The following is a 21,290-nucleotide window of genomic DNA, read 5'->3' as shown; positions in this document are numbered from 1 at the left end:
GGAACCACCTGCGTTCGACATCATGGCCAACGGCCGCGGGCGCGAGCCTCTACGACTGCCGCCTGGACGAAGGGCGAAATAGCAACTTCTCAAGCTCCGGCCAGCGTGGCGCCCAAACAAACCTGAAATCGGTATGTACCATCCGATGTCGGTGACAGCGACGAAGCCCTTCATGCCTCCTCGATCAGGGCAATCGATGCGCGACGCGGCGTCGCGCGTGAGCGTACATCGACGAAGTCGTCGGCTACAAGCTTCTTGAATCGTCGCTCAGGGAGGCCAGGCGGTGACCGTTGGCCGACCGCCTTCCCCGAGCGCCTCGCGGCGCAGGACGGTGCTCTTCCAGTACGGTGGCCGCCGCGTGGACGCTGGGAGAGCGCGCTGGAATATCGGTCGGCTCGCCGAGCGCGGGGAGGAAGCGGGCGATGTTTCTTGGCTCGGTGCGGCTCGACGCGCTCCCTTGCGATCGGGGGTCGCAGCACGTAACGCAGCAGCGCCTCCCTCGCCGCGGCATGGTGCGCACCGGCGCGCGTCGCTGCGTGCAAGGTGAAGCCATCGAGCGCAGCGCATAGCGGCTTGTCGTACGCGAGCGCGCTCGGAGAAGACGGCGCGAGCCCGCGGAGCCATTGCGGGCCGGCGGCCGGCTCTCGTCCCGAGACGGCGGAGGCACAGCGCGCTGCCTCGGGCTCGTCGTCTTCCTCGACGTCGTGCTCGATCTCGAGGTGCCCGTGCCGCCGGAGGTAACGGAGCATCCGCCCGACGGCGTGCTCTAAAGGCCGCGCTCGCGCGCCGGCTCCGCCGCTACACCGTCCCCGCTCTTCTCTCCATCTCCGACGCGCAGACAGCGCGAACGCATGCGCGTAACCAGCGGTGTGCCGGTTCGGCGTCCATTCGAGGGTGCCACAGCATGGACACCAGATCGACCCGACCGTCGCGGAGGGGCGCGCTGTCCTTGTCAGGCTTCTGGAGGACACGGAGGCGCACCCCCGGGCCTCCTCGCCGATCCGTGCCAGCAGGTCAGGGCCGAAGCTCTCCACGAAGCCATCGCTGGTCCGCAGGGTGAAGGTCCGAGCGAGCCTGGTCAGGTCAATCGCTTGATCTGGCCGCAAGACGGCCCCAGCGTCCTCGACGAGCTGGTGAACCCGCTCGCGCAAGGCCAGCGCTCGAGGCGTCAGAATCAGGCGGCGGCCCGCTCCGACGAGGAGCGGATCACCGGTCGTCTCTCGCAGGCGAGCCAGCGCGCGGCTCATCGCCGAGGGGCTGAGCCGCAACCGCTGCGCTGCGCGCGCCACGCTATCTTCCGCCAGGAGCACGTCGAGCGTGATGAGCAGGTTGAGATCGGGGGACGACACGCCCCGAACATAGCATGAACCTTGGTGTCCTTCCGGGAAGGCGCATCCTGACGCCGCGCAGGCAAGCTCGCGGGCCCCCGCTCCAGCGCCCCGGACACCTCTTCGCCGATGCGGACCATCCCATGGCGTCCGACGCACGGACACCATGCAAACGCTGCGCATTCCGCCATGCCGTGCGCCCCTCTACGCTTCCGAGACGCTTCAACGAAGGGAACGACGATGGCCAACAGCGCTCTGCAGACATTCGCCGACACGGCCGCTCGCGGCCGGCCTGCTGGCGCGTGTCCACCGAGGAGGCCGCGCGCGTGTGCCGGGGAACGTCCGCGGTGAGGGGCCTCCCGGTCTCCTCCTCGTCAGCGATCCGGGCGAGTGCGTCCCGGAGTGACGCGGCCGCGAGCACACCGATTGCCGTGGGGGGGACGAACGCCGCCGTCACGACCACGCAGCGATGTGGCGCAGGGGGGCGGCCGCGGCCTATTTCTTGACCGTCGAGTGGATGAAGTCCAGCTTCCACTCGCCTCCGACCTTCTTGAACGTCGCGCTCTCCAGCCAGTCGCGCGTCATGAGACCTGCGTCACCTGTCATGAATTTGCCATGGTTGAGGTAGATCACGCTCCCCGAGCTGCTGTCGACGTTGATCCTGAAATCACCAAATGAGTAGTCGGCTCTGGTTATCGGCGATCCGTTGATGATCGCGATCAGATCCTCATTGTTTATCACCTTTCCATTCTCGTAGATGATGAATTCGTCGGTTATCAACGATCTCATCCCTGCAAAGTCCTTTCGGCTGATGCAGTCAAAATACGCCACGATCACTGCTTTCAGCTTGTCGGGGCTATCAGGTCTGCTGGGCTGGCAGGCGGACGCCGCTCCGGCAAGAACCAGGGCAACGAGAGGTATTTTCATCGATGGTGTCGACATCTTGCCAGCGCCGGCAGATGGTTTCAACGCCGGGGCCAATCGACGCCCCTTGGGGCCCCGCGGCGCCCCTGTGAGCCTCACGATGACCTATCGGCGCTGATCCCGTCGCTTCCCATCACGGAACGGGCGCGCTCCGGGAACACTCACGGATAGGAAGCGCTCTCGTTCTCTGTGCGGGCTGCTCTCGTCCTCCGCGCATGCGCCTGCGGTGGCGGAGGCGACCTCGGAGGAGGCGGCGCGGGAGGCGCGGCGAGCGGGGGCCCGTCCACGAGCGCGACGGGCGCCGGCGGAGGTCTCGGCCCGCACGCCGCCGAGCCGAGCACGCCGACGCGCGGCGGGACGATGACGTTCACGAACATCGGCGCGCCCGGCCAGTGGCCCCGTCGCATCGACCGCGAGCCCGGGCGCGTAGGCAAAGCCAGCCGGATCGCAGCGCGAGGAAGTGTCGCGCAGCAACCCGAACGGGTGGGACCGCGAGCGTCGTGATGGCTCGGTCCTGGGTCGAGAGAGCGTGGTCCGGGCGGCGCCGAGCGCGCTACGGGGCCATCGGCGTGCCGTGGGCCCACGTGTCGGTCCGGGCGTTGGTCTGGCCCGGGAGGCGCGTCGCGAGACGCTATGCGGCGTCACCGGGCGCCTTGCGGCGCAGAACGGTGCTCTTCCGGTACGGCGGCCGCCGCGTGGACGTTGGGAGAGCGTGCTGGAACATCGGTCGGCTCGCCGAGCGCGGAGAGAAGCGGGCGATGTTCCCTGGCTCGGTCACCACGGCGACGAGCTTCATCCGCCCCTTGCAAGCTGGGCACTCGGCATCCAAGCCGCCGCCTTCACTCCACAGCCACAGCCTGCGGGCAGGACGAGTGCGTGCTCGGAGCCGCGGCGCTGATCGATCTCGCGCTGACGGCGCGCCGTGCGATCGGCCCGATCCCCTGACCAACTGATCACCGCGATGCCTTGACGTTCTCCCCCTGCTGTCGTAGGTTCACCTCGAATATAGTCAGCCAACTAGCTTAGTTGGCCACGGAGGACCATCGAGATGGCCATCACACGCATCGACGCGCGGCGGTTCGGGCCGTGGGCGCTCGTCACGGGCGCGTCTTCAGGGATCGGCGCCGAGCTCGCGCGCCAGCTCGCGGAGAGCGGGATCCACGTCGTCCTCGCTGCGCGCAGTCGGGACGCGCTGGCGGTAGTGGGAGGTGAGCTCTCGGAGCGTTACGGCGTTCAGCAACGCGTCGTGGCGATCGATCTGGCGACCGAGGGCGCGGGCCGCAGGCTCGCCGAGGCGTGCGCCGATCTCGACGTGGGCCTGGTGGCCTGCAACGCCGGCGTAGCCTCGCCGGGCGAGCTGCTCTTGCAGGCCGAGGACGAGCTGCTCCGCTGCGTGCGCCTCAAGGTCGCGACCAACCTCGAGCTGGTGCGCGCCTTCGGACCGCGCCTGGTGCAGCGCGGGCGCGGCGGGCTGCTGCTCGTGTCGTCGATGGGCGGGCTGCAGGGGGTTCCCTTCGTCGCCAACAACGCCGCGACCGAGGCCTACGTGCTGAGCCTCGGTGAGGGGCTGCACCACGAGCTCGCGCCTCAGGGCGTCTTCGTCACCGTGCTGATGCCGGGGCCCACCGACACGCCGGCGCTCGCGCGGATGGGCGGCGCCGCGGACATGCCGATCGCGCCGATGGCGGTGGATCGCTGCGTGGCCGAAGGCCTCGCCGCCCTGGCCGCGAACCGCGCGACGCACGTGGCAGGTCGAGCCAACCGATGGATGTCGGCGCTGCTCCCGAGGCGCGCCGCCACCGCGCTCATGGGCCGGACGGTCGGCCGCCGCTTCGCCGCCGGGGCCCTCGCCGCGGAGCGCGCGCGCGCCGTGCTCGGTGCGGGAGGCGGCAGCCCATGAAGCCCTCGACTCGACGCACCGTCGTGGTGACGGGGGCCACGGGCTTCCTCGGCCGCCACATCCTCGCGGCGCTCGCCGCTCGTCCCGAGGGGGAAGTCCGCGTGATCGCCGCGTGCCGCGATCCCTCGCGGCTGCCCCGCGCGCTCCGCGGAGAAGCGCTGCGCGGAGATCTCCGGCTGGTGCCCTGGCTCGCCGGCGGTGGCGCGCGCATGCCGCTCGTGAGCGACGCCGATCTCGGCGAGGCCTTCGCGCTCGCCGCGACCGCACCGGCGCTCGCACCCTACGAGTCGCTCAACATCGTCGGCGACGAGCAGCCCACCTTCCGCGAGGTCGTCGCCCTGATCGCGGAGGCGAGCGGCTCACCCGCGCCGATGTTCAGCGTGCCCTACTCTCTCGGCTACGCGTTCGCCGCGCTCATGGAGGCGTTGCATCCGGTGCTCCCGGGCTCCTCGCCGTTCCTCTCCCGCTCGCTGGTGCACGTGGCCGAGAGCCGCCTCTGCGCCACCGACCGCGCGCGTCGCGCCATCGGCTTCGCGGGCCACAAGAGCTGGCGCACCGCGGTGCACGAGGCCGTCGCCGAGCTCGGCCGCGCGGGGTTCCCCTGGCCGCGCCTCGCGCGAGGAGCCGAGTGATGAAGAGCTCCCGACTGTCCCCCGGCGATCGCGTCTCGCCCTGCACCCTCCGCACCCTGCGGGGCGATGCGATCGCGCTGCCCGATCCCACCGCGCTCGTGCACCTCCAGTTCCGTCGCTTCGCCGGCTGTCCGATCTGCGAGCTCCACCTCCGCGCGTTCGCCAAGCGATACGCCGAACTGCGTGCGCTCGGGGTGCGCGAGGTCGTGCTCTTCCACTCGTCGGAGGACGCGCTGCGGCCCTATCAGGGCGAGATGCCCTTCGACGTCGTGGCCGATCCCCGGCGCGTCCACTACGACGCATATGGCGTGGGGACGTCGCTGCGGATGATGGCCGACCCCCGGACCTGGCGCGCGATGCTGAGCGCCATCCGAGCTGCCGAGCAGCCGATCCCCACCCGTCCCGACGGCGGCCCGCTGGGCCTCCCCGCGGACTTCTTCCTCGGTCCCTCGGGCACGGTGCTCGACGCGAAGTACGGCGAGCATCCCGACGACCAGTGGAGCTTCGACGAGGTGCTCGAGCGCGCACGGAGATTCACTTCGGAGCGAGCTCGCGGAGCCACTCCTTGAGCCTCTCTGCCTCGCGATCGAGGTAAGACGCATCACCGAACGCGTGAGCGAGCAGCGTCGCGCCCTCGAGCGCGGCGAGCACTCGCTCCGCGTGCCCGCGCGCGCGTCGCCCCTGCCCGAGCTGACGGAACTGCTGCTCGAGCCAGACCAGCACGTCTTCGAAGATCGCCGCCGCGCTCGAGGCGAGCGGCGCGTCGTTCTTTCGGAGCTCGCTGACCAGCGTGCCCACCGGACAGCCGCGCTGCGCGAGGCCGTCGCGGTTCTCGATGATCATCCCGATGAAGCGCTCGATGCGCCTGCGAGGATCGGCGAGCTCGTCCCACTCGACGAGGCGCGCTCGGTAGCCCGCGGCGCGCGCGCTGACGACCGCCTCGCCGATCGCCTCCTTGGTCTTGAAGTAGTAGTAGACGCTGCCGAGCGGGACCCCGGTCTCGCGCGCGAGATCGGCGAGCGTGGTCCGCTCGAAGCCTTGCCGGTGCACCAGCTCGACGGCGGCGTCGCGCAGGCGCTCTCGCTTGGTATCACCTCGGGTCGCCATGCTGCTTCGGAGTCAGTCGACTGACCAACGACTTTGCGTCGCCGCACCGGGAGCGTCAAGAGTGTCGCCCGGATGAACGACGGTGACTGGCGAAGATAGCGCAGCCAACCGAAAGGTTGGGGCCGCGAGCCTCGTGATGGCTCGGTCCTGGGTCGAGAGAGCGTGGTCCGGGCGGCTCCGAGCGTGCTACGGGGCGCATCGGCGTGCCGTGGGCACACGTGTCGGTCCGGGCGTTGGTCTGGCCCGGGAGGCGCGTCGCGAGACGCTATGCGGGGTCACCGAGCGCCTTGCGGCGCAGAGCGGTGCTTTTCCAGTACGGTGGCCGCCGCGTGGACGCTGGGAGAGCGTGCTGGAACATCGGTCGGCTCGCCGAGCGCGGAGAGGAAGCGGGCGATGTTCCCTGGCTCGGTCACCACGGCGACGAGCTTCATCCGCCCCTTGCAAGCTGGGCGCTCGAGGACATCGATCGCAAATGTGCGGCGCAAGAGCTCGGCCCACGGTCGATGGCCCCCACGCTTGCGTTTCGGAGCGGCGTCATCGTCCGCCTTCGTCGGCTCTTCTGGCTTCGCAGGGCGCGGTCCGATGCGCTTGCGCCATGGACTCGTCGAGGCGAGCACGCCAGCGTACTTGACGGTGGGAAAGCGCGGCGGCGGGACGCTGGCCGCGAGGCGGCACAGGAGCGAGAGCGGATCCATGTTTACCGCGACAGCCCCGCCAGCGGAGACGCGCTTGAGCGAGAGCCGCACCATGCCGTCCTGCTGCGGCTCGACGCGCTCCTTTGCGATCGGGGGGTCGCAGCACGTAACGCATTTCCGCGGTCGCCGATGCACGTCGACATGCGCGGCGCCCGTCAGCCCCTGACCCAGGCCGAGGCCGCGAAGATCGACGAGCTGGGCCAGGAGCTCTGCGTTCGGCTCGGCAATTCGACGACGGACCTGAACGGCGCAGGTTATGGCCTCTCCGATTTCGGCAACGTGAACGACCGAGCCCTCCAGAAGTGGCTCATGGGCCTGGGCACCGCGCCGCCGGGCGTGCAGGCCACCTGGGACAAAAAGCTCCTCGCCACGACCGGGTTCATGCTGAGCATGCCGGGCGCGATCGGCATGGTGCTCCTGCTCCTGGCCGGGCGCAGGCCGACCGAGAGGGCGGACACCTACAACAACAACCAGACGTTCAAGAAGATCAACAGCGCCTCGGGCCTCTTCATCGTCGCGACAAACACCGACACGGCCAACACGCTCGCCGCCTGGGTCGTCCAGGAGATCAACAACAAAGCCTGAGCCCGCGACCCAACCCCGCCAGGCCAGCCCTCCCGAACGTGACGCGGGCTCTGTACCTACGGCGGCCGTCCGCGTCAGATCCTTCGCACGATTGGACCGGCGGCGCCGCGAATCCGCTAGACGTGCGCCGCATTCGGGCCCACGGTTCCGGCGGCCTCTCTATCTGGAGCACCACGAGCCAGGTGGAAGGCGACAGAGCGGGAGACGCCATGGGAAACTCCATCAAGGTCCAATCGTCCGAAACGCCTTGCCTCGCCGCGGGCGGGGCGCGCTCGCGAGGAGGTCGCGAGATTGATTCAACCGCCGTGCCGGACGACGTGGTCGCCCGGTGGCCGCGGAGCGAGGGCGAGCCGCTCCCGGCCGCCATCCGGTCGCGCATGGAAGCCCTCTTCGGCGAGGACTTTGCCGAGGTCCGCGTGCACGTCGGCCCGGAGGCGGCCTCGCTCGGCGCCGCCGCCTTCGCCTGCTGCGAGGACATCTTCTTCGCGCCGGGCGAGTATGCGCCGATGACGGTGCGCGGGCACCGGATCTTGGCCCACGAGCTCGCGCACGTGGTCCAGCAGCGCGCCGGCCGGGTGCGCGGCGTCCGCGGCGCCGGCCTCGTGATGGTCAACGACGAGACGCTCGAAATCGAGGCGGACCGCATGGCCCGCCTGGCGGGCCTGCCGACGGCGGCCTTCGACCGGGCGCCGCGCGCCCGACCCGCCGGCTCCACGGCGCCCCGCCGTCGCCCGTGGCCCCCGCAGGGCGCCTGCCAGCCCTTGACCCAGGCCCAGGCCGCGAAGATCGACGCGCTGGGCCAGGAGCTGTGCATTCGACTCGGCAATTCGGCGACTGACCTCAGCGGAGCGGGCTATGGCCTCGCCGATTTTGGCAACGCGGACGACAATGCCCTCCAGACGTGGCTCCTGGGCGCGGGCAACGCGCCGCCGGGCGTGGAGAAAGACTGGGACGCCAAGCTCCTCGCCACGGTCGAGTTCATGCTGAGCATGCCGGGCGCGGTGGGCAAGGTGCTCCTGCTCCTCGCCGGGCGCAGGCCGACGGAAAACGCGGACACCTACAACAACAAGAGGACATTCAAAAAGGTCAACAGCGTCTCGAACCTCGACATCATAGCGACACACACCATAGCAAGCGCCGACACGGCCATGTCGCTCGCCGAGTGGGTCGTCCAGGAGATCGACAACAAAGCCTGAGCTCACGACCCAACCCCCGCGCCCGATCACCCCTCCCGAATCTGGAGGCGGGCCCGCGGTGCGAGCGCGCCCGCCCGAGGGTGTCAGCGCGGGTGCCGCCGCTCCTGGCTCTCGGCGAGCTCCAGCACGGCCGTGGCCAGCGCCCCGGGATCCACCGGCTTGCAGAGGTGCATCTGGAACCCCGCCGCCAGCACCTTGCTCCGGTCGATCTGGCTCGCGTACGCCGTCAGCGCCGCCGCGGGCACCTGCCCGCCCTGATCCGGCGCGTAGATAAAAGAAGCCGGATCGCAGCGCGAGGAAGTATCGCAAAGGTGCGGCGCAAGAGCTCGGCCCACGGTCGATAGCCGCCACGCTTGCGTTTCGGAGCGGCGTCGTCGTCCGCCTTCGTCGGCTCTTCTGGCTTCGCAGGGCGCGGTCCGATGCGCTTGCGCCATGGACTCGCCGAGGCGAGCACGCCAGCGTACTTGGCGGTGTGAAAGCGCGGCGGCTGGACGCTGGCCGCGAGGCGGCACAGGAGCGAGGGCGGATCCATGTCCACCGCGACAGTCCCGTCAGCGAAGGCGCGCTTGCGCGAGAGCAGATGCGGGTCAGCACGCCGAACGACGCCCCGTCCTGGGCGAGCCTGCGCCGCCACGGAAACGGAAACGTCAACACCCACTGCCGGAGCGCCACCTCGGGCAGGACGTCCTCGATCAGGTTCGCCGCCGTGGCACACATGCGTCGGCCCAGACACGACGGGCAGAAACCGCGTCCTTTACAGCTGAAGGCCACCAGCCGACCCTCTTCGCAGCGCTCGCACCGGAGCCGCGCGAAGCGCATCGAGTCGCTGGTCGCAGCGCAGCGGAAGACGCACCAGCAGCTCGTCGAGGCGCTCCAGGCGCTCGCGCTGCAGGGCGGCTGAGGCGCGCCGGACGAGGGCGGCCTCTCCCGCCCCGCTGCACCGCGATCGTGACGTCCTCCGGCGAAGGCGGAACCCTGGAGCGCTCCGCGGGTCGGTCACGTCGAGCCGCGGGAGCGCCGTGCTAGGCTCCCCGCGCATGGCACAGCTCTCGCGCGCGGAGCAGGTGGCGGCGCTCGGGCGCATCATCGCGGCGCTCGACCCTCGGCCGGCGCCGCACTTCGAGGACTTCGCGGCCCTGTTTCACGGGAAGAGCCTGCGGAAGGGCGAGGCGTTCGTGCGGGCGGGCGCGGCGAGCGACTCGGTGGCGCTCGTCAACTCCGGCATCGCCAGGATGTTTTACACGCGCAGGGACGGCAAGGAGTTCAACAAGGCGTTCGTCTCCGCGCCCGACTTCATGTCGGTGCTGGAGGCGCTGATCACCGGCGAGCCCGCCCGGCTGACGATCCAGGCGCTGACCCCGATGCAGCTCTTCGTCGCGCCCTACGCGCGGCTGAGCGCGTTCTGCGAGCGCGACGTCTACTGGGAGCGGGTGAGCCGGCGGATCGTCGAGCGGGTGTACCTGAAGAAGGTGCGCCGCGAGGCCTCGCTGCTGATGGACACGGCCGCCGAGCGGTATCGCGCCTTCCTCGCAGAGCACGGCGCCGTGGCGAGCCGCGTGCCCGACTATCACATCGCCGCGTACCTCGGCATCACGCCCGAAGCCCTGAGCCGCCTGAAGCGCGCCGCGACGAGGCACATCGCTTCTTGACCCAGGTCAAGGCGCGACAGCGCCCCCGGTGGTCATGATCGCCGGCATGACGACGAAACGAACGACGCGAGGCGGCGAGCAGCGAGCGACGGAACCCACGCGCGACCTTCCGGGCCGCGACCGGCCGCGGGGCGCGGCCCGGAAGGCGGCGGCGCTGGCGGGGCTCGCCGCCCTGCTCGCCGGCGCGGCGCTGGCCGCATGCGGCGCGGCGCCGCCGAGGCTCCACCCCGTGTTTCCCGCGGGCCCGGCGGCGGAGAAGCCCAGGGGGAAGATCCTGCTCGTGCTCAGCGCGGCGCGAGAGCAGACGCTCGGCGACGGCTCGAAGCGCGCGACCGGCACCTTCCTCGGCGAGCTCTACGAGCCGTACCTGGCCCTCACCGGCGCGGGGCACGAGGTCGTGTTCGCGACCGAAGGGGGGGCCGCCCCGGCGATCGACCCGGAGAGCCTCGACGAGAAGTACTGGGAAGACGAGGCGCAGCGCGCGGAGGCTCGGGGGTTCGTGGAGCGCGCCCCGCAGCTCCGCGCCCCGCTCAGCCTGAAGCAGGCGCGCGCCGCGGCCGACGCGTTCGACGGCATCGTCGTTCCGGGCGGACAGGGCGTGATGGTCGACCTGCTCGACAACGCGGACCTGCACGCGCTGCTCGCTCACTTCGCCGTCAAGGACCAGCCCGTGGGCCTGATCTGTCACGCGCCGGCGGTGTTGACCCGCATGCGGCAACCGAACCCGCTCAGCCGCCGGACGGTGACGTCGGTCTCGTCGTTCGAGGAGCGCTACATCGAGACCTTCGTGATGGGGGCCGAGGCCCAGGTCCGGGACATCGGCGAGCAGCTCGAGGACCACGGTTACGAGCACGAGGCCGCTTTCCCCGGGAACGCCCACGCGCTGCGCGATTGCAACCTCGTGACCAGCCAGAACCCCTTCTCCACGGGCCGGTTCAGCGCGCTGTACCTCGAGGCGCTCGCCGACTACCGGCGCGGCGCTCGCTGCGCGACCGGCGGGCGACCGTGACGGGCAAGACGGCCGCGAGGTGTACACTCGCTTCACCGTGCCCGGCAACCACGACCTGAGGCGCCCCAGCGATCTCGATCCTTCCGCCACATGCACGAGGGCACCGCCACCTCGACCGCCCACGGCGGCGGCCACGCGCGTCACGCCCTGCAGGGCGCCTCCCTCTTCGGCCTCGAGGAGCACGACGGCCGCGGCGTGACCCGCCTCCATGGCTTCAGCGCCGGCCGCTTCGAGCTGCTCCCCGGCGCCGCGCAGGCCTGCGTACGCGTCTTTCCCCGGCGCATGTTCACGAGCGCCGGCGGGCGGCGGATCGACCGTGACGTCTCCGCCTACCACCTCGATGCGCGCGGCTCGTTCGCCTACGAGGTCCCGACCGCCCGCCGCACATGACGCCTCGCCCGCGCCCTGCTCACCCCCTCCGGCAACCAATCGGATCAAGCAGGCGTGACGCCGCGGGCAGCGCCGGCGAGGAGGGGGAGCCCGGCGCACCAGTCGAGCACCTCGGAGAACCGGCGAGCGACGAGGGCGCCGAAGAGCGGATCGCGCGCGAGCTTGGCCTGGGTGGTCGCCGGGCTCGAGAGGCCGCAGAGGAAGCGCGCCGCCTGGCGAGGGTGACCCAGGGCGCCCCCGTGCGCCGCGCGCAGCGCCGTGAACGCGGCGACGTCGAGCCCCGCCGGCATCGGCGGCGCGCGCGGCGGCTCCGGCAGCCTCAGTGCGCGCCGGGTGCGGCAGAAGGTGCAACGCCCGCACGCGGCGTCGAGGCGCTCGCCGAAGTACTCGGCGAGCGCGGCGGCGTGACAGCGCTCCGCGGTGAGCAGCTCGATCACCTGCCGCACGCGCGCGATCTCCGCGTCCTCGCGCCTCGCGAACCGCGCGAGGAGCTCGCCGACGAGGGCGGGCGCGTCGTCCGGCGGCGCGACGCGCACGAAGCGGTGCCGCAGGTCCGACGCCTTGAGCTCCGCGAGCCCCTGCCGCTCGAGGTACTCGAGCGCGCGCACCACCCGCTCGCGCGGCTGGTCCAGCGCCGCGGCGGCGGCGGCCGGATCGATCGCGTACAGGACTCGCCCCCTCTTCGCATGGCCGAAGAGCGCTTCGAGGAACCGCGCCGGCTCGCCCTTCACCGTCGCGACGACCTCCTCGAGCTTGCGGTGGAGCCGCACCTCGTAGCCGGCGTAGAACGGCGTGAGCTGCCGGACCGCGCCCATCAGCTCGAGGTAGGTCAGCGCGGTGCGGAGCACGAGCGGCCGGACGTCGTGGCGCGCCGACAGCGCGTGCAGGCCGAGCTCCACCCGGGGCGCGTCGAGCACGGCGCCGACCACCCCGTGGAGCGCCTCCGCGGTCGGCGTGTCGCCATAGGCGAAGTTCTCGAGGACCGGCAGATCGTCGCCGCACACGAAGACCTCGACCGCCGAGGGCGCCTGATCCCTGCCCGCGCGGCCGATCTCCTGGCTATAACTCTCGAGGCTCTTCGGGAGATTGTAATGGTCGACATAACGCACATCGGCCTTGTCGATCCCCATACCGAACGCAATGGTGGCGACCACGACGCCGCGGTCGCTCTGCATCCATTCGTCCTGCACACGCGCGCGCTCTGCCGCCTCCATCCCGGCGTGGTACGCGCGCGCCGGCAGCCCCGCCGAAGCGAGCTTCTCGGCCACGTGCTCGGCGGTCTTCTGGAGCGTGACGTAGACGATGGTGGAGCCGGGCGGCCGGGATCTCAGGCGCTCGATCAGGATCCGGTCGCGCGCGGGCGCGCTCACCGCGGTCGCGCGGATCTCGAGGTTCGGCCGGTAGAAGCCGGTGACGACCGCGTGCTCCTCGCGGATGCCGAACGTGGCGCAGACGTCGCGCACGACCCCGGGCGTCGCGGTGGCCGTCAGCGCGAGCACGCGCGGCACGCCGAGCGCCCGGGCGGTGTCCGCGAGCCTCAGGTAGTCGGGGCGGAAGTTGTGTCCCCATTCCGAGATGCAGTGGGCCTCGTCCACCGCGAACAGGGCGATCTTGAGCTCTTTCAGCAGCGCCATGAAGCGCTCGCTCACGAACCGCTCGGGGGCGACATAGAGCAGCTTCGTCTTGCCCGAACGCAGGTCCCTGTGCGCCTCCGCCGCGTCGTCGGGTGACAGCGACGAGTCGAGCCGGACCGCGGCGATGCCGCGCGCCGTGAGGAAATCGATCTGATCCTTCATCAGCGCGATCAGCGGAGAGATGACGATCGTCACCCCGTCGAGGAGCAGCGCGGGGAGCTGGTAACAGAGCGATTTGCCGCCGCCTGTCGGGAAGACCGCGAGCGCGCTGTGGCCCGAGAGCAGGGCGTCCATGACCGCGCGCTGGCCTGGGCGGAGATCGCGGAACCCGAACCGCGCCTCGAGCACGTCGAGCAGATCCGGGCGGGGGAGCGTGGGCTGGTCCAAGGGGCGCATCTTACACCTCCTTCACGCCGAGGGGGCCTGCCCCGCTTCCGTGGACACCCCCGGAGGCACCGGGGGGGCAGGGATGGGACGGAGAAAGAGGCGGGCGCTCGATCCGTAGCGTAGAAGTCGGCGGTGATAGCCGCCTCATGTCCCGATACAGGCCGCCAGCTCGTCAGGCTTTCCCATGGGAAAGGCTTCCTTCAGATTGTCCGCCGATCGAGCGAGGCATGGGCTCGCGACGACCACCCGCCGATCGCGCAGCAAGATGCGTCCGACGAGGCCTTCATCCGGGTCAGGATTGACCCGAATCACCAGGTGCGCGTGGGCGAGCAGCGCTGCTCCGAGCACGAGCGCGCCCTCGAGGCGCAGGAGCGCGCGCGGCATGCCCTTGGCCCCGCCCGCCGGGACCTCGCAGGCGGGCTGCGGCGCGGGGCGACGGGGAGGGGGAGCAAGGTCGAGCGCAGGGAGCGTCGCGGCGGTGGTCACGGTCGCTCTCCTCGTCGTGCGTACCGGCGCGGGGGCCGGCGACGTGGAGAGCATGGTCGCTGCGGGTGCTCGTGAACATTGTACAAATGCGTCCATCCGCACATCATCTTTTGATGAGCCCAGCCGAGCCCTCGTGGGACCTCTACGGTGCCTTCCTCGCCGTCATGCGCACCGGTAGCCTCTCCGCCGCCGCCCGCGCCCTCGACGTCGCGCAGCCCACCGTGCGCCGCCAGATCGAGCAGCGCGAGTCGCAGCTCGGCGTCGTGCTCTTCACCCGCGCGCCGAACGGCCTGGTGCCGACCGAGCTCGCGCTCGCCACGCTGCCCTACGCCGAGTCCATCGCCGCGAGCGCGCGCGGCCCCCCGTGCCCGCGCGTTTGCCATCCCCCACTGCGCTCGATGGGGTATTCGAGGGTGCGCAGCTTCTCCACGTCGCGACGCGCCGTGCGCTCGGTCACATCCATGCGCTCCCCGAGCTCCCTCCCGGACCAGAAGCGGCGCGTCTGGAGCAGCGTGAGCAGGCGGAGCCGTCGCGCGGACGTCTGAAGCATTTGCGGCGCCCATCTTGGTCGAGGACCGAACCTGTCCGCGACCGGCGCTAGAGGTCTCCGTAAGAGAAATGTCTTCAGAGAAGGACGGAGCCATGAAGAAGATCGTGTTCTACGAAGCGCCCCTCTCCAGCGCCACGCCGGTGGCCTGGGCCCTGGCCGAGCTCGAAGTGCCCCACGAGCGGGTACGGTTCGACCTCGCCAGCGGCCGGCAACGCAGCCCCGAGCTCCTCGCCCTCAATCCCAACGGGAAGGTGCCGACCCTGGTGGTGGACGGCGCGCCGATGTTCGAGGCCTTGGCGATCCTGCAGTGGCTCGGGGACCAATTCGGCTCGGAGCAGGGTTCGTGGCCTACGCAAGACGCCCCAGAGCGTTTGACGGCGCTGTCCTGGACGACGTGGGCCTACGTCAGCTACGGGGCCCTCTTCTCCGTCTGGAATCACGCCACGATGGACCGGCTACCCGCAGACTGTCGCAATCCGAACCTCGCCGAGTACGCGCAGCGCGAGCTGCAAACATTGCTCGGGGTCCTCGATGGGTGGCTTCGGAGGCGAGGGGACTACCTCCTCGGCGGAGCTTTTTCCCTGGCCGACCTCACCGTGGCGTCCGTCGTGACCTACGCCGAGTATTGCGGCGTCACCACCAAGGCTCACCCGTCGGTGACCGCCTGGCTCGAACGCTGCCGCGCTCGCCCAACGTTCGAGGCGTCCTGGTCCTGAAGTCACAGCGCCGAGGGGAAGGTCTCCGGGGCCTCCCCTCCGTGCCAGGCTGCGGGGCGATCGAGCGGCTCGATGGCGTGGATCTCGTCGATGTGAATCATCGCGTCGAACTGTCCGGGGAGGATCGCCTCGAAATGATGGCTGACCCGCTCCGACTCGGGACGGTAGGCGCGTAGGTAAAAGAAGCCGGATCGCAGCGCGAGGAAGTGTAGCGCGGCAGAGCGAAAGGGTGGGGCCGCGAGCGTCGAGGTGGCTCGGTCCTGGGTCGAGAGAGCGTGGTCCGGGCGGCGCCGAGCGCGCTACGGGGCGCATCGGCGTGCCGTGGGCACACGTGTCGGTCCGGGCGTTGGTCTGGCCCGGGAGGCGCGTCGCGAGACGCTATGCGGCGTCACCGGGCGCCTTGCGGCGCCGAAGGGCCAGGGGCTCGCCGTCGCCGCCTTCGCGCGCGGCGCTCCCCCGGCCACCGGCTCGCCCTGGCCGGCGCGGAGACGGATCCCGGCTACCGCGCCGCGGTCGAGCGCGCGGCGCGCGCGCTCGGCGTGGCCGATCGCGTCCATTTCTTCGGCAACGTGCGCCCCGGCGACGTGCCCGACCTGCTCGCGCGCTCCTCGCCGGTCCTCGTCCCCTCGACGCACGAGACCTTCAGCAGGCAGCGTAACCTGTCGGAATTGAAGAATTTTCAACCTGTTCGGCGGTCCAGGGGCGCCAGGGACCACCAGCCACCCCTTCATCGAGCTTCGTAAACAAGCGTCTCCACAACCTCCTCCGGAGAAGAGTTGTTTTTCACCCAGATATCTTCAATCGTCTCGGCGCCGTCGAGCTCGATTCCCTTTTCGCTCAACACCGCAGCCGCTCTCCCGCGATCAATCTCAAGGACCCTGAACGCGTCGGAGATCGGGGCCCTTGCCACCCTCTCCAGGACAATCAAATCCACCGGAAGCTGAGCTCTTTCGATGACAATGAGCCCAGCGGACGATACGGCCACAGCGACAGCCGCAATGGCGAAATTCGTCTTTCCGAAATAGTTCCTCATGCTTCTCCAGTTGATCGCCACATGGAGAAATGCAAATAGCACGAAGGTTAACCCCAGCACTTCATGCAACACCTCCGTAAAGCCGTCTGCCAGGTGAAAGAACATCAACACGCCCGAGGACCCGACAGCGACGAAGATCAGCGCGAGAAAAGGGGTTACCCAATTCCTGTTCATTTTCATATTGAACCTTGCCTTGCGATGAGCCGCGTCAGCCAAGACGCGCGAGCCGCGACATAACGAGACTCACTCGCTCGGCGCGTTTCGATTTCCAGTCTCCAACCATCTCCACATAGCAGCGTCCGCTCACGGACTCCCTGCCTACCATGCCGCGAATGTGACAGGCTCCTTCGTAGCGCGCGTGAAGCACCCCTACGATTTCTTGCCATTTCGGCTTTGCGGTCACTTCTAGCTCAAGGCCGAGCGCTGGAACCCTGACAAGCCACCTCGTGGGGAATCTGCATCCGCTCGTCGGGCTCTGCCAAAAGTCGAACGAGCTCTCGGCGAGAGGGACCAAATCGGTCACGATGTGCCGGCCACGGCCATCTACGACAGTAACCCATGAGTCGGTTCGTCCATCTTCGTCGACCACATCCCAAAGGCTCACGAACCAGCCATTGCTGAGGTTGAGATCCATCCACGTCCACCTCCCGCGCGGCGGACCCAGCGGCTGATCTTGCCACTGACGATCGAACCAGCTTACGCCTGATACAGGATGGTCCGTTCCGTCAATCCTGATACTCCCCGTCGTACCAAGAGCGGGGATCGAGTACTGAAATACATCCATCCCCAACATGTCGAACCGACCCGTCCCTCTATTGAAGAGGGGATGCCCATGAGCCTTCATGCTCAAGTCGATTCGAGCATCTTCTACATCTGCTTTGATGGTGAGGTTGTCAAGCGTGCCGCCCATGAAGGCGCTTGGCGCCCTTACCTCGAAGCGGCTCCGGGCGACCTTTGAGCGAATCATCGTGTATAGATTGGATTGGACGCGGTAGACGCCCGTGTCCTCGCAGGTCACGCTGGCCGCGCTGTCCAGGGCAACGGTGAATCCCTTGATGCCAATCGCCAACAGGTGAACGAGATAGCTGAACCTCGCTCCACGAGACTCCAGGTGCCCGACCGCAAACCATGAATTCATCGTATGAGCTGGCTTATGAGCCAGATCCATGTCGACATCGACCGCCGGCCTGGCCCCCTCCGGCGCACCTGCAAATGGAAGTGTATTGCTGATTTCATTTGTCTTCATGGCACCTCCCAAGAACAGAGACAGACGACCTCGCTCACAAAAACACCGAGATGGCGGCCGCGATCATCCCGGCGGCTCGGTACCAGCAGCGCTGTTCATGGAGATCCTCCGCAGATGATGTGCGGCTGCTGAACGCTGCCCGCGCACACGCGGCCATTAAGTGTATTATACACATAATCCCGAGCATGGCGCGTGTCAAGAGAAATGTGTATGATGCACCCGATGCGCGCCTCTGCTCGTTGCATGACGACCTGCGCGCGCGCGGCGCCAGCCCGACAAAGCTGCACGGGTTTGCTGTGAGGACGAGCCCGAGGCGGCGCGGCGGCGAGGGCTGGGCAACGGGGCGCCCGAGGGCTCGTCCCACGCGTCCCGTGAAGCGCTCGATCCTGGCGAAGGCTCTACGATTCCCTAGCCCCCGGCGACCGGAGCCGGAGGCTCGCGCTCCAGTGACAGCGGAAATTGCGCGGGCTCCAGCCTGCTCCCACTTGACACGGCAGCCAGGGCGATGGCGATCGCGATGCAGGTACGCGGATCACTTGCCCCTTCACCGGCTGGAGAAGATGTTCGAGCGCTGGGGCCTTCACCTCTCGCGCTCGACGAAGCCAAGCTCGCCGACCGGATCATCGAAGTTGCCGACAAAGTTTCGAGGAAATCAGCGGAAGGAAGGAGAAACCGCGAGGGCGCGAGGGGCGCAAGGGGAAGACGAGAGACGATCTTGCCTCTGGTCCCTTGCGCCCCCTGCGCCCCTTGCGGCTTCTCGCTTCCCGCATTCCTTGCCCCTGGAGCCCATCCAGTGGGCGGATATGACACTGACACACATCCTTTTTCAGGAGGGAGGCAAATTGAAACACAAGCAAAGCAACGAGTTCTCGACCTGAAACAGGCTCCCCGGCAGAGGCTTGACAACGGCGGGGAATACCGTATTTCATCTCCTTGAGAACTTCGATCTTGCTTGGTGGCATCATCGCACACGCGCCCTCCCTGATGCGGGTGAAACAATCTGGCGAAAAATGATCCACCGAAAGGAGAGCACCTTGAGCTTACGCACTGCCGTTCCCACACTGTGTGTCGCCCTGACGGCCGTCCTCGCGGGCTGCGTCGTGGGCGCCGATACGGGCGCCGACGAGGGCGCCGCGACGGACAGCGATCACGTCGGCGACCAGCAGCAATCGCCGCTCGCGGCGCCTGGCTGCACGGTTCGTCTCACGCCGACGAGCCTCGTCGCCAGCGTCGCGCAAGCCGAGAACCCGGCGACGAACGTCGCCGATGGCAGCCTGGCCACCCGCTGGTCGGGCCGCGGCAAGGGCGCCCACGTGACGGCAGACCTGGGCGCGACGCAGCGCATCTGCGGCATCTCTCTGGGCTGGTACAACGGCGGGGTCGATGGGCGCATCTACGACTACGCGCTCTCGACGTCCACGGACGGCCAAAATTTCTCGCCGCTCTTCGCCGGGAAGAGCCTGCCCAACACCTCGCTCCAGCCGGTCGAGCTCCAGGCCGTCGACGCGCGGTACGTCCGCCTCACGGTCAACGGGAACACCGTGAACGACTACGCCAGCGTGACGGAGCTCCAGATCACCGCCAGCGCGGCCCCCGCCGGCGCCTTCGTCCATCCGGGAATCCTGGTCAGCAAGGAGCAGCTCGATTTCGTCAAGGCGAAGATCGGCAGCGGTCAGCAGCCCTGGAGCAAGGAGTACCAGCTCGCCAGGGGCTCGAGGCACGCAAAGCGGGCCTACGCCGCGAGCCCGGTGCCGGTCGTGAAGTGCTCCACGCCTGGCTCGAAGCAAAAAGCCCTCGATCTGGGCTACGAGCAAGCGGGCTGCAGCGAGATCGTCAACGACGCGAACGCCGCCTATACGCAGGCGCTGCTCTGGTACTACAGCGGCGACGCACAGTATGCCGAGAACGCGAGGCGCATCCTCAACGCCTGGGCGCGCACGATGACCGCCATCCTGTTCGATCAGCCCCGCTTCCCGGACAACAACGGTCAGGTCTACGCCAACGGCCACTTCGCCGCTGGCTGGGCAGGCACCAACTTCCTGCGGGCCGCGGAGATCTTGCGTTACACGTACAGCGGCTGGACGGCCGAGGACACGGCGCTGCAGGAGAACCACTTCAGGACCGTCTACTGGGACCTGGTGAAAGACGGCTGGACGGGCGGCGCGAACCGGACCTCCGTGATGAACGAGACGGCGCTCGGCATCGCGATCTTCACGAACGATCGCGAGAAGTACGAGTACGTCGTGAGCCAGGTAGAGCACTCGACCAAGGCCATGATCTACATGCCGAGCGACGGCCGCCAGCCGCTCTATCCCATCTATCAGGGCCGGCCGCGCTACACCGACGACGCGAAGGGCGCGCTCGCGGGGATCTGGAGCAAGCCGACGCGCTACATCGCCGGCCTGGAGCAGGAGACCTGCCGCGACCTCGGGCACATGCAGATGGGCGTGAGCTCGCTGGCGAACATGGCGGAGACCCTCCGCATCCAGGGCGATGCTCGCAGCGCCTACAGCGACGACCCGGTGCATCACGAGAACCGCCTGCGGGCGGCGCTCGAGCTGAACGCCGATTACGTGCTGCAATACCTCGACAACACGGGCAATCGGGTCGGCGTGGAGGTGACGCCCACGGGCTGGATGCCGGCGCGGAACTGGCCATGCAGCAGCTTCGCCAAGACCGCCGGCGGCGGCTCGGCGGTCATGGGCTGGGAGATCGGGTACAACGAATTCCGCAACCGGCGCGGGATCAGCATGCCGAAGACCCAGGAGCTCATCACGCGCATCAGGGCGATGGGCAGCGCTTCCACCCGGGTCGGCAACCACATCGGCTGGGAGACGCTGACGCACGCGGGCGCGCCCTAGCCGCCCCGCAACCCCGGTCTCCTCGTGATGGCTCGGCCCTGGGTCGAAAGAGCGTGGCCCGGGCGGCGCCGAGCGCGCTACGGGGCGCATCGGCGTGCGGTGGGCACACGTGTCCGTCCGGGCGTTGGTCTGGCCCGGGAGGCGCGTCACGAGACGCCATGCGGGGTCACCGAGCGCCTTGCGGCGCAGAACGGTGCTTTTCCAGTACGGTGGCCCCGGGCTGGGGCGCGAAACCGGCGAGCACGAGGCCCGGCGGCGCGCGCGGTGGCCGGGGCGCCCGGCGCGCCGGGCGCCCGCGCGCCGCCCCCGTGCCTCGGGCGGGCGCCGGCGGCGGTCGGCCTGCAGGCCCGCGGCGCGCGCGGTATGCTCGCCGGATGTCGGTCGCCGTCATCGGGGCCCGCGCCAAGCTCGCGGATCTGCTGGCCATTCCGGAGGAGCAGCGCTTTCACGAGATCGTCGACGGCGAGCTCGTTCGCAAGGCCATGCCCAGCGGCCCGCACGGAAGGGTGCAGCGCGTCCTCGGCGGCCGCATCGGCGAGCCGTACGACCGGCGGCCGGGCGGGCGGCTCCCGGGCGGGTGGTGGATCGTGACCGAGACCGAGGTGTTGCTCGAGGAGGCGCAGGTCTATCGCTCCGACGTGCTCGGATGGCGGCGCGAGCGGCTGCCCGAGCTGCCGGAGACGACCCCGATCACGGTGCGGCCTGACTGGGTGTGCGAGGTGCTATCGCCCACCACCGCGCGGAGCGATCGGGTGAAGAAGATGCGCGTCTATCAGCGATGTGGTGTGTCGCACTATTGGATCGTCGATCCCGAGGACCAGACGCTGATGGTCTACCGGTGGACGCCCGAAGGCTATCTGCTCATCCTCACCGCCGAGCGTGGCGAGCGGGTCAGGGCAGGGCCGTTCGTGGAGGTCGAGCTGGACATGGACGCGCTCTTCGGTGACGAGGCCGCGTAGCGC

Annotated in this window: 20 protein-coding genes and 7 pseudogenes; 15 read left to right on the top strand and 12 right to left on the bottom strand. The window is 69.2% G+C overall.

The window, feature by feature from the left end:
- The first annotated feature begins 623 nt into the window (after positions 1 to 623).
- The gene (locus WMF31_RS22905; RefSeq protein WP_436603981.1) at positions 624 to 770 is read left to right on the top strand and encodes a hypothetical protein; all 147 of its coding nucleotides are present in this window, start codon (positions 624 to 626) and stop codon (positions 768 to 770) included.
- Between the two features lie 28 nt (positions 771 to 798).
- On the opposite strand, the pseudogene WMF31_RS22900 reads toward WMF31_RS22905, so the two are convergent.
- A pseudogene (locus tag WMF31_RS22900) lies at positions 799 to 1,349 on the bottom strand (LysR family transcriptional regulator).
- 474 nt (positions 1,350 to 1,823) lie between these two features.
- The gene (locus WMF31_RS22895) at positions 1,824 to 2,351 is read right to left on the bottom strand and encodes a nuclear transport factor 2 family protein (RefSeq protein WP_436603980.1); all 528 of its coding nucleotides are present in this window, start codon (positions 2,349 to 2,351) and stop codon (positions 1,824 to 1,826) included.
- A 90-nt stretch (positions 2,352 to 2,441) separates the two neighbouring features.
- Between WMF31_RS22895 and WMF31_RS22890 the strand changes: the two are divergent.
- The 4 genes and pseudogenes from WMF31_RS22890 to WMF31_RS22875 all read left to right on the top strand — a co-directional run.
- Positions 2,442 to 2,675: pseudogene (locus WMF31_RS22890) on the top strand (DUF2403 domain-containing lipoprotein); the annotation flags it as partial.
- A 625-nt stretch (positions 2,676 to 3,300) separates the two neighbouring features.
- Entirely contained in the window at positions 3,301 to 4,152 is an 852-nt protein-coding gene (locus WMF31_RS22885; RefSeq protein WP_436603979.1) for an SDR family NAD(P)-dependent oxidoreductase, read from the top strand.
- Positions 4,149 to 4,784, top strand: coding sequence for an NAD-dependent epimerase/dehydratase family protein (locus WMF31_RS22880; RefSeq protein WP_436603978.1), 636 nt, complete (start codon positions 4,149 to 4,151; stop codon positions 4,782 to 4,784). Before WMF31_RS22885 ends, WMF31_RS22880 begins: the two co-directional genes overlap by 4 nt.
- On the top strand, positions 4,784 to 5,353 hold the full coding sequence (locus WMF31_RS22875; RefSeq protein WP_436603977.1) for a peroxiredoxin-like family protein: 570 nt from the start codon (positions 4,784 to 4,786) through the stop codon (positions 5,351 to 5,353). Before WMF31_RS22880 ends, WMF31_RS22875 begins: the two co-directional genes overlap by 1 nt.
- Here WMF31_RS22875 and WMF31_RS22870 read toward each other — a convergent pair.
- The 3 genes and pseudogenes from WMF31_RS22870 to WMF31_RS22860 form a co-directional block, all read right to left on the bottom strand.
- Positions 5,319 to 5,891 (bottom strand): TetR/AcrR family transcriptional regulator, encoded by a 573-nt coding sequence (locus WMF31_RS22870; RefSeq protein ID WP_436603976.1) that lies wholly within the window; start codon positions 5,889 to 5,891, stop codon positions 5,319 to 5,321. The two genes, WMF31_RS22875 and WMF31_RS22870, sit on opposite strands and share 35 nt — an antisense overlap.
- A 275-nt stretch (positions 5,892 to 6,166) precedes the next feature.
- Entirely contained in the window at positions 6,167 to 6,322 is a 156-nt protein-coding gene (locus WMF31_RS22865; protein ID WP_436606650.1) for a hypothetical protein, read from the bottom strand.
- 186 nt (positions 6,323 to 6,508) lie between these two features.
- Positions 6,509 to 6,721 (bottom strand): annotated as a pseudogene (locus WMF31_RS22860) (transposase); the annotation flags it as partial.
- Between the two features lie 6 nt (positions 6,722 to 6,727).
- Here WMF31_RS22860 and WMF31_RS22855 point away from each other — a divergent pair.
- Together WMF31_RS22855 and WMF31_RS22850 are read left to right on the top strand one after the other, a co-directional pair.
- Positions 6,728 to 7,171 (top strand): hypothetical protein, encoded by a 444-nt coding sequence (locus tag WMF31_RS22855; RefSeq protein ID WP_436603975.1) that lies wholly within the window; start codon positions 6,728 to 6,730, stop codon positions 7,169 to 7,171.
- Between the two features lie 305 nt (positions 7,172 to 7,476).
- A complete protein-coding gene (locus WMF31_RS22850) occupies positions 7,477 to 8,367 on the top strand; it encodes an eCIS core domain-containing protein (protein ID WP_436603974.1) in 891 nt (296 codons plus the stop codon).
- Positions 8,368 to 8,450: 83 nt separating this feature from the next.
- Here WMF31_RS22850 and WMF31_RS22845 read toward each other — a convergent pair whose 3' ends face one another.
- Together WMF31_RS22845 and WMF31_RS22840 are read right to left on the bottom strand one after the other, a co-directional pair.
- Complete coding sequence (locus WMF31_RS22845) at positions 8,451 to 8,702, bottom strand: hypothetical protein (protein ID WP_436603973.1); 252 nt, start codon at positions 8,700 to 8,702, stop codon at positions 8,451 to 8,453.
- A 279-nt stretch (positions 8,703 to 8,981) separates the two neighbouring features.
- Positions 8,982 to 9,180 (bottom strand): annotated as a pseudogene (locus tag WMF31_RS22840) (transposase zinc-binding domain-containing protein); the annotation flags it as partial.
- A 224-nt stretch (positions 9,181 to 9,404) separates the two neighbouring features.
- On the opposite strand from WMF31_RS22840, the gene WMF31_RS22835 reads away from it, so the two are divergent.
- The 3 genes from WMF31_RS22835 to WMF31_RS22825 all read left to right on the top strand — a co-directional run bounded on the left by WMF31_RS22835 (position 9,405) and on the right by WMF31_RS22825 (position 11,415).
- Complete coding sequence (locus tag WMF31_RS22835) at positions 9,405 to 10,016, top strand: Crp/Fnr family transcriptional regulator (RefSeq protein ID WP_436603972.1); 612 nt, start codon at positions 9,405 to 9,407, stop codon at positions 10,014 to 10,016.
- A gap of 46 nt (positions 10,017 to 10,062) precedes the next feature.
- Positions 10,063 to 11,025 carry a type 1 glutamine amidotransferase domain-containing protein gene (locus WMF31_RS22830; protein WP_436603971.1) on the top strand — a complete coding sequence of 321 codons (963 nt, stop codon included), beginning with the start codon at positions 10,063 to 10,065 and terminating at the stop codon, positions 11,023 to 11,025.
- A 90-nt stretch (positions 11,026 to 11,115) separates the two neighbouring features.
- The gene (locus tag WMF31_RS22825; RefSeq protein ID WP_436603970.1) at positions 11,116 to 11,415 is read left to right on the top strand and encodes a hypothetical protein; all 300 of its coding nucleotides are present in this window, start codon (positions 11,116 to 11,118) and stop codon (positions 11,413 to 11,415) included.
- Positions 11,416 to 11,459: 44 nt separating this feature from the next.
- Here WMF31_RS22825 and WMF31_RS22820 read toward each other — a convergent pair whose 3' ends face one another.
- Positions 11,460 to 13,445 carry a RecQ family ATP-dependent DNA helicase gene (locus tag WMF31_RS22820; RefSeq protein WP_436603969.1) on the bottom strand — a complete coding sequence of 662 codons (1,986 nt, stop codon included), beginning with the start codon at positions 13,443 to 13,445 and terminating at the stop codon, positions 11,460 to 11,462.
- Positions 13,446 to 13,640: 195 nt separating this feature from the next.
- Positions 13,641 to 13,751 (bottom strand): annotated as a pseudogene (locus tag WMF31_RS22815) (LysR family transcriptional regulator); the annotation flags it as partial.
- A gap of 257 nt (positions 13,752 to 14,008) precedes the next feature.
- Here WMF31_RS22815 and WMF31_RS22810 point away from each other — a divergent pair.
- Positions 14,009 to 14,218: pseudogene (locus tag WMF31_RS22810) on the top strand (helix-turn-helix domain-containing protein); the annotation flags it as partial.
- Between the two features lie 80 nt (positions 14,219 to 14,298).
- On the opposite strand, the pseudogene WMF31_RS22805 reads toward WMF31_RS22810, so the two are convergent.
- Positions 14,299 to 14,472 (bottom strand): annotated as a pseudogene (locus tag WMF31_RS22805) (helix-turn-helix domain-containing protein); the annotation flags it as partial.
- A 92-nt stretch (positions 14,473 to 14,564) separates the two neighbouring features.
- On the opposite strand from WMF31_RS22805, the gene WMF31_RS22800 reads away from it, so the two are divergent.
- Positions 14,565 to 15,188, top strand: a complete 624-nt coding sequence (locus WMF31_RS22800; protein WP_436603968.1) for a glutathione S-transferase family protein — start codon at positions 14,565 to 14,567, stop codon at positions 15,186 to 15,188.
- A 380-nt stretch (positions 15,189 to 15,568) separates the two neighbouring features.
- Positions 15,569 to 15,931, top strand: coding sequence for a glycosyltransferase (locus WMF31_RS22795; RefSeq protein ID WP_436603967.1), 363 nt, complete (start codon positions 15,569 to 15,571; stop codon positions 15,929 to 15,931).
- Here WMF31_RS22795 and WMF31_RS22790 read toward each other — a convergent pair.
- Together WMF31_RS22790 and WMF31_RS22785 are read right to left on the bottom strand one after the other, a co-directional pair.
- The gene (locus tag WMF31_RS22790; RefSeq protein ID WP_436603966.1) at positions 15,916 to 16,401 is read right to left on the bottom strand and encodes a DUF4405 domain-containing protein; all 486 of its coding nucleotides are present in this window, start codon (positions 16,399 to 16,401) and stop codon (positions 15,916 to 15,918) included. The genes WMF31_RS22795 and WMF31_RS22790 overlap by 16 nt on opposite strands.
- 28 nt (positions 16,402 to 16,429) lie before the next feature.
- Positions 16,430 to 17,467, bottom strand: a complete 1,038-nt coding sequence (locus WMF31_RS22785; RefSeq protein WP_436603965.1) for a lipocalin family protein — start codon at positions 17,465 to 17,467, stop codon at positions 16,430 to 16,432.
- Between the two features lie 1,034 nt (positions 17,468 to 18,501).
- On the opposite strand from WMF31_RS22785, the gene WMF31_RS22780 reads away from it, so the two are divergent.
- Together WMF31_RS22780 and WMF31_RS22775 are read left to right on the top strand one after the other, a co-directional pair.
- Positions 18,502 to 20,328 carry a discoidin domain-containing protein gene (locus tag WMF31_RS22780; protein WP_436603964.1) on the top strand — a complete coding sequence of 609 codons (1,827 nt, stop codon included), beginning with the start codon at positions 18,502 to 18,504 and terminating at the stop codon, positions 20,326 to 20,328.
- 374 nt (positions 20,329 to 20,702) lie between these two features.
- Positions 20,703 to 21,287, top strand: coding sequence for a Uma2 family endonuclease (locus WMF31_RS22775; RefSeq protein ID WP_436603963.1), 585 nt, complete (start codon positions 20,703 to 20,705; stop codon positions 21,285 to 21,287).
- Positions 21,288 to 21,290 lie beyond the last annotated feature (3 nt).

This window comes from Sorangium sp. So ce1036 (assembly GCF_051369805.1).
In the GTDB taxonomy this organism is placed as follows: Bacteria; Myxococcota_A; Polyangia; order Polyangiales; family Polyangiaceae; genus Sorangium; species Sorangium cellulosum_F.
This window is presented reverse-complemented; position numbering and strand designations above follow the sequence as displayed.

Excerpts from the sequence above, each read along its gene's own strand:
- WMF31_RS22885 (WP_436603979.1), top strand. The coding sequence starts at position 3,301 with ATGGCCATCACACGCATCGACGCGCGGCGGTTCGGGCCGTGGGCGCTC.
- WMF31_RS22880 (WP_436603978.1), top strand. The coding sequence starts at position 4,149 with ATGAAGCCCTCGACTCGACGCACCGTCGTGGTGACGGGGGCCACGGGC.
- WMF31_RS22875 (WP_436603977.1), top strand. The coding sequence starts at position 4,784 with ATGAAGAGCTCCCGACTGTCCCCCGGCGATCGCGTCTCGCCCTGCACC.
- WMF31_RS22870 (WP_436603976.1), bottom strand. The coding sequence starts at position 5,891 with ATGGCGACCCGAGGTGATACCAAGCGAGAGCGCCTGCGCGACGCCGCC.
- WMF31_RS22865 (WP_436606650.1), bottom strand. The coding sequence starts at position 6,322 with ATGAAGCTCGTCGCCGTGGTGACCGAGCCAGGGAACATCGCCCGCTTC.
- WMF31_RS22855 (WP_436603975.1), top strand. The coding sequence starts at position 6,728 with ATGCGCGGCGCCCGTCAGCCCCTGACCCAGGCCGAGGCCGCGAAGATC.
- WMF31_RS22835 (WP_436603972.1), top strand. The coding sequence starts at position 9,405 with ATGGCACAGCTCTCGCGCGCGGAGCAGGTGGCGGCGCTCGGGCGCATC.
- WMF31_RS22830 (WP_436603971.1), top strand. The coding sequence starts at position 10,063 with ATGACGACGAAACGAACGACGCGAGGCGGCGAGCAGCGAGCGACGGAA.
- WMF31_RS22825 (WP_436603970.1), top strand. The coding sequence starts at position 11,116 with ATGCACGAGGGCACCGCCACCTCGACCGCCCACGGCGGCGGCCACGCG.
- WMF31_RS22820 (WP_436603969.1), bottom strand. The coding sequence starts at position 13,445 with ATGCGCCCCTTGGACCAGCCCACGCTCCCCCGCCCGGATCTGCTCGAC.
- WMF31_RS22800 (WP_436603968.1), top strand. The coding sequence starts at position 14,565 with ATGAAGAAGATCGTGTTCTACGAAGCGCCCCTCTCCAGCGCCACGCCG.
- WMF31_RS22795 (WP_436603967.1), top strand. The coding sequence starts at position 15,569 with ATGCGGCGTCACCGGGCGCCTTGCGGCGCCGAAGGGCCAGGGGCTCGC.
- WMF31_RS22790 (WP_436603966.1), bottom strand. The coding sequence starts at position 16,401 with ATGAAAATGAACAGGAATTGGGTAACCCCTTTTCTCGCGCTGATCTTC.
- WMF31_RS22785 (WP_436603965.1), bottom strand. The coding sequence starts at position 17,467 with ATGAAGACAAATGAAATCAGCAATACACTTCCATTTGCAGGTGCGCCG.
- WMF31_RS22775 (WP_436603963.1), top strand. The coding sequence starts at position 20,703 with ATGTCGGTCGCCGTCATCGGGGCCCGCGCCAAGCTCGCGGATCTGCTG.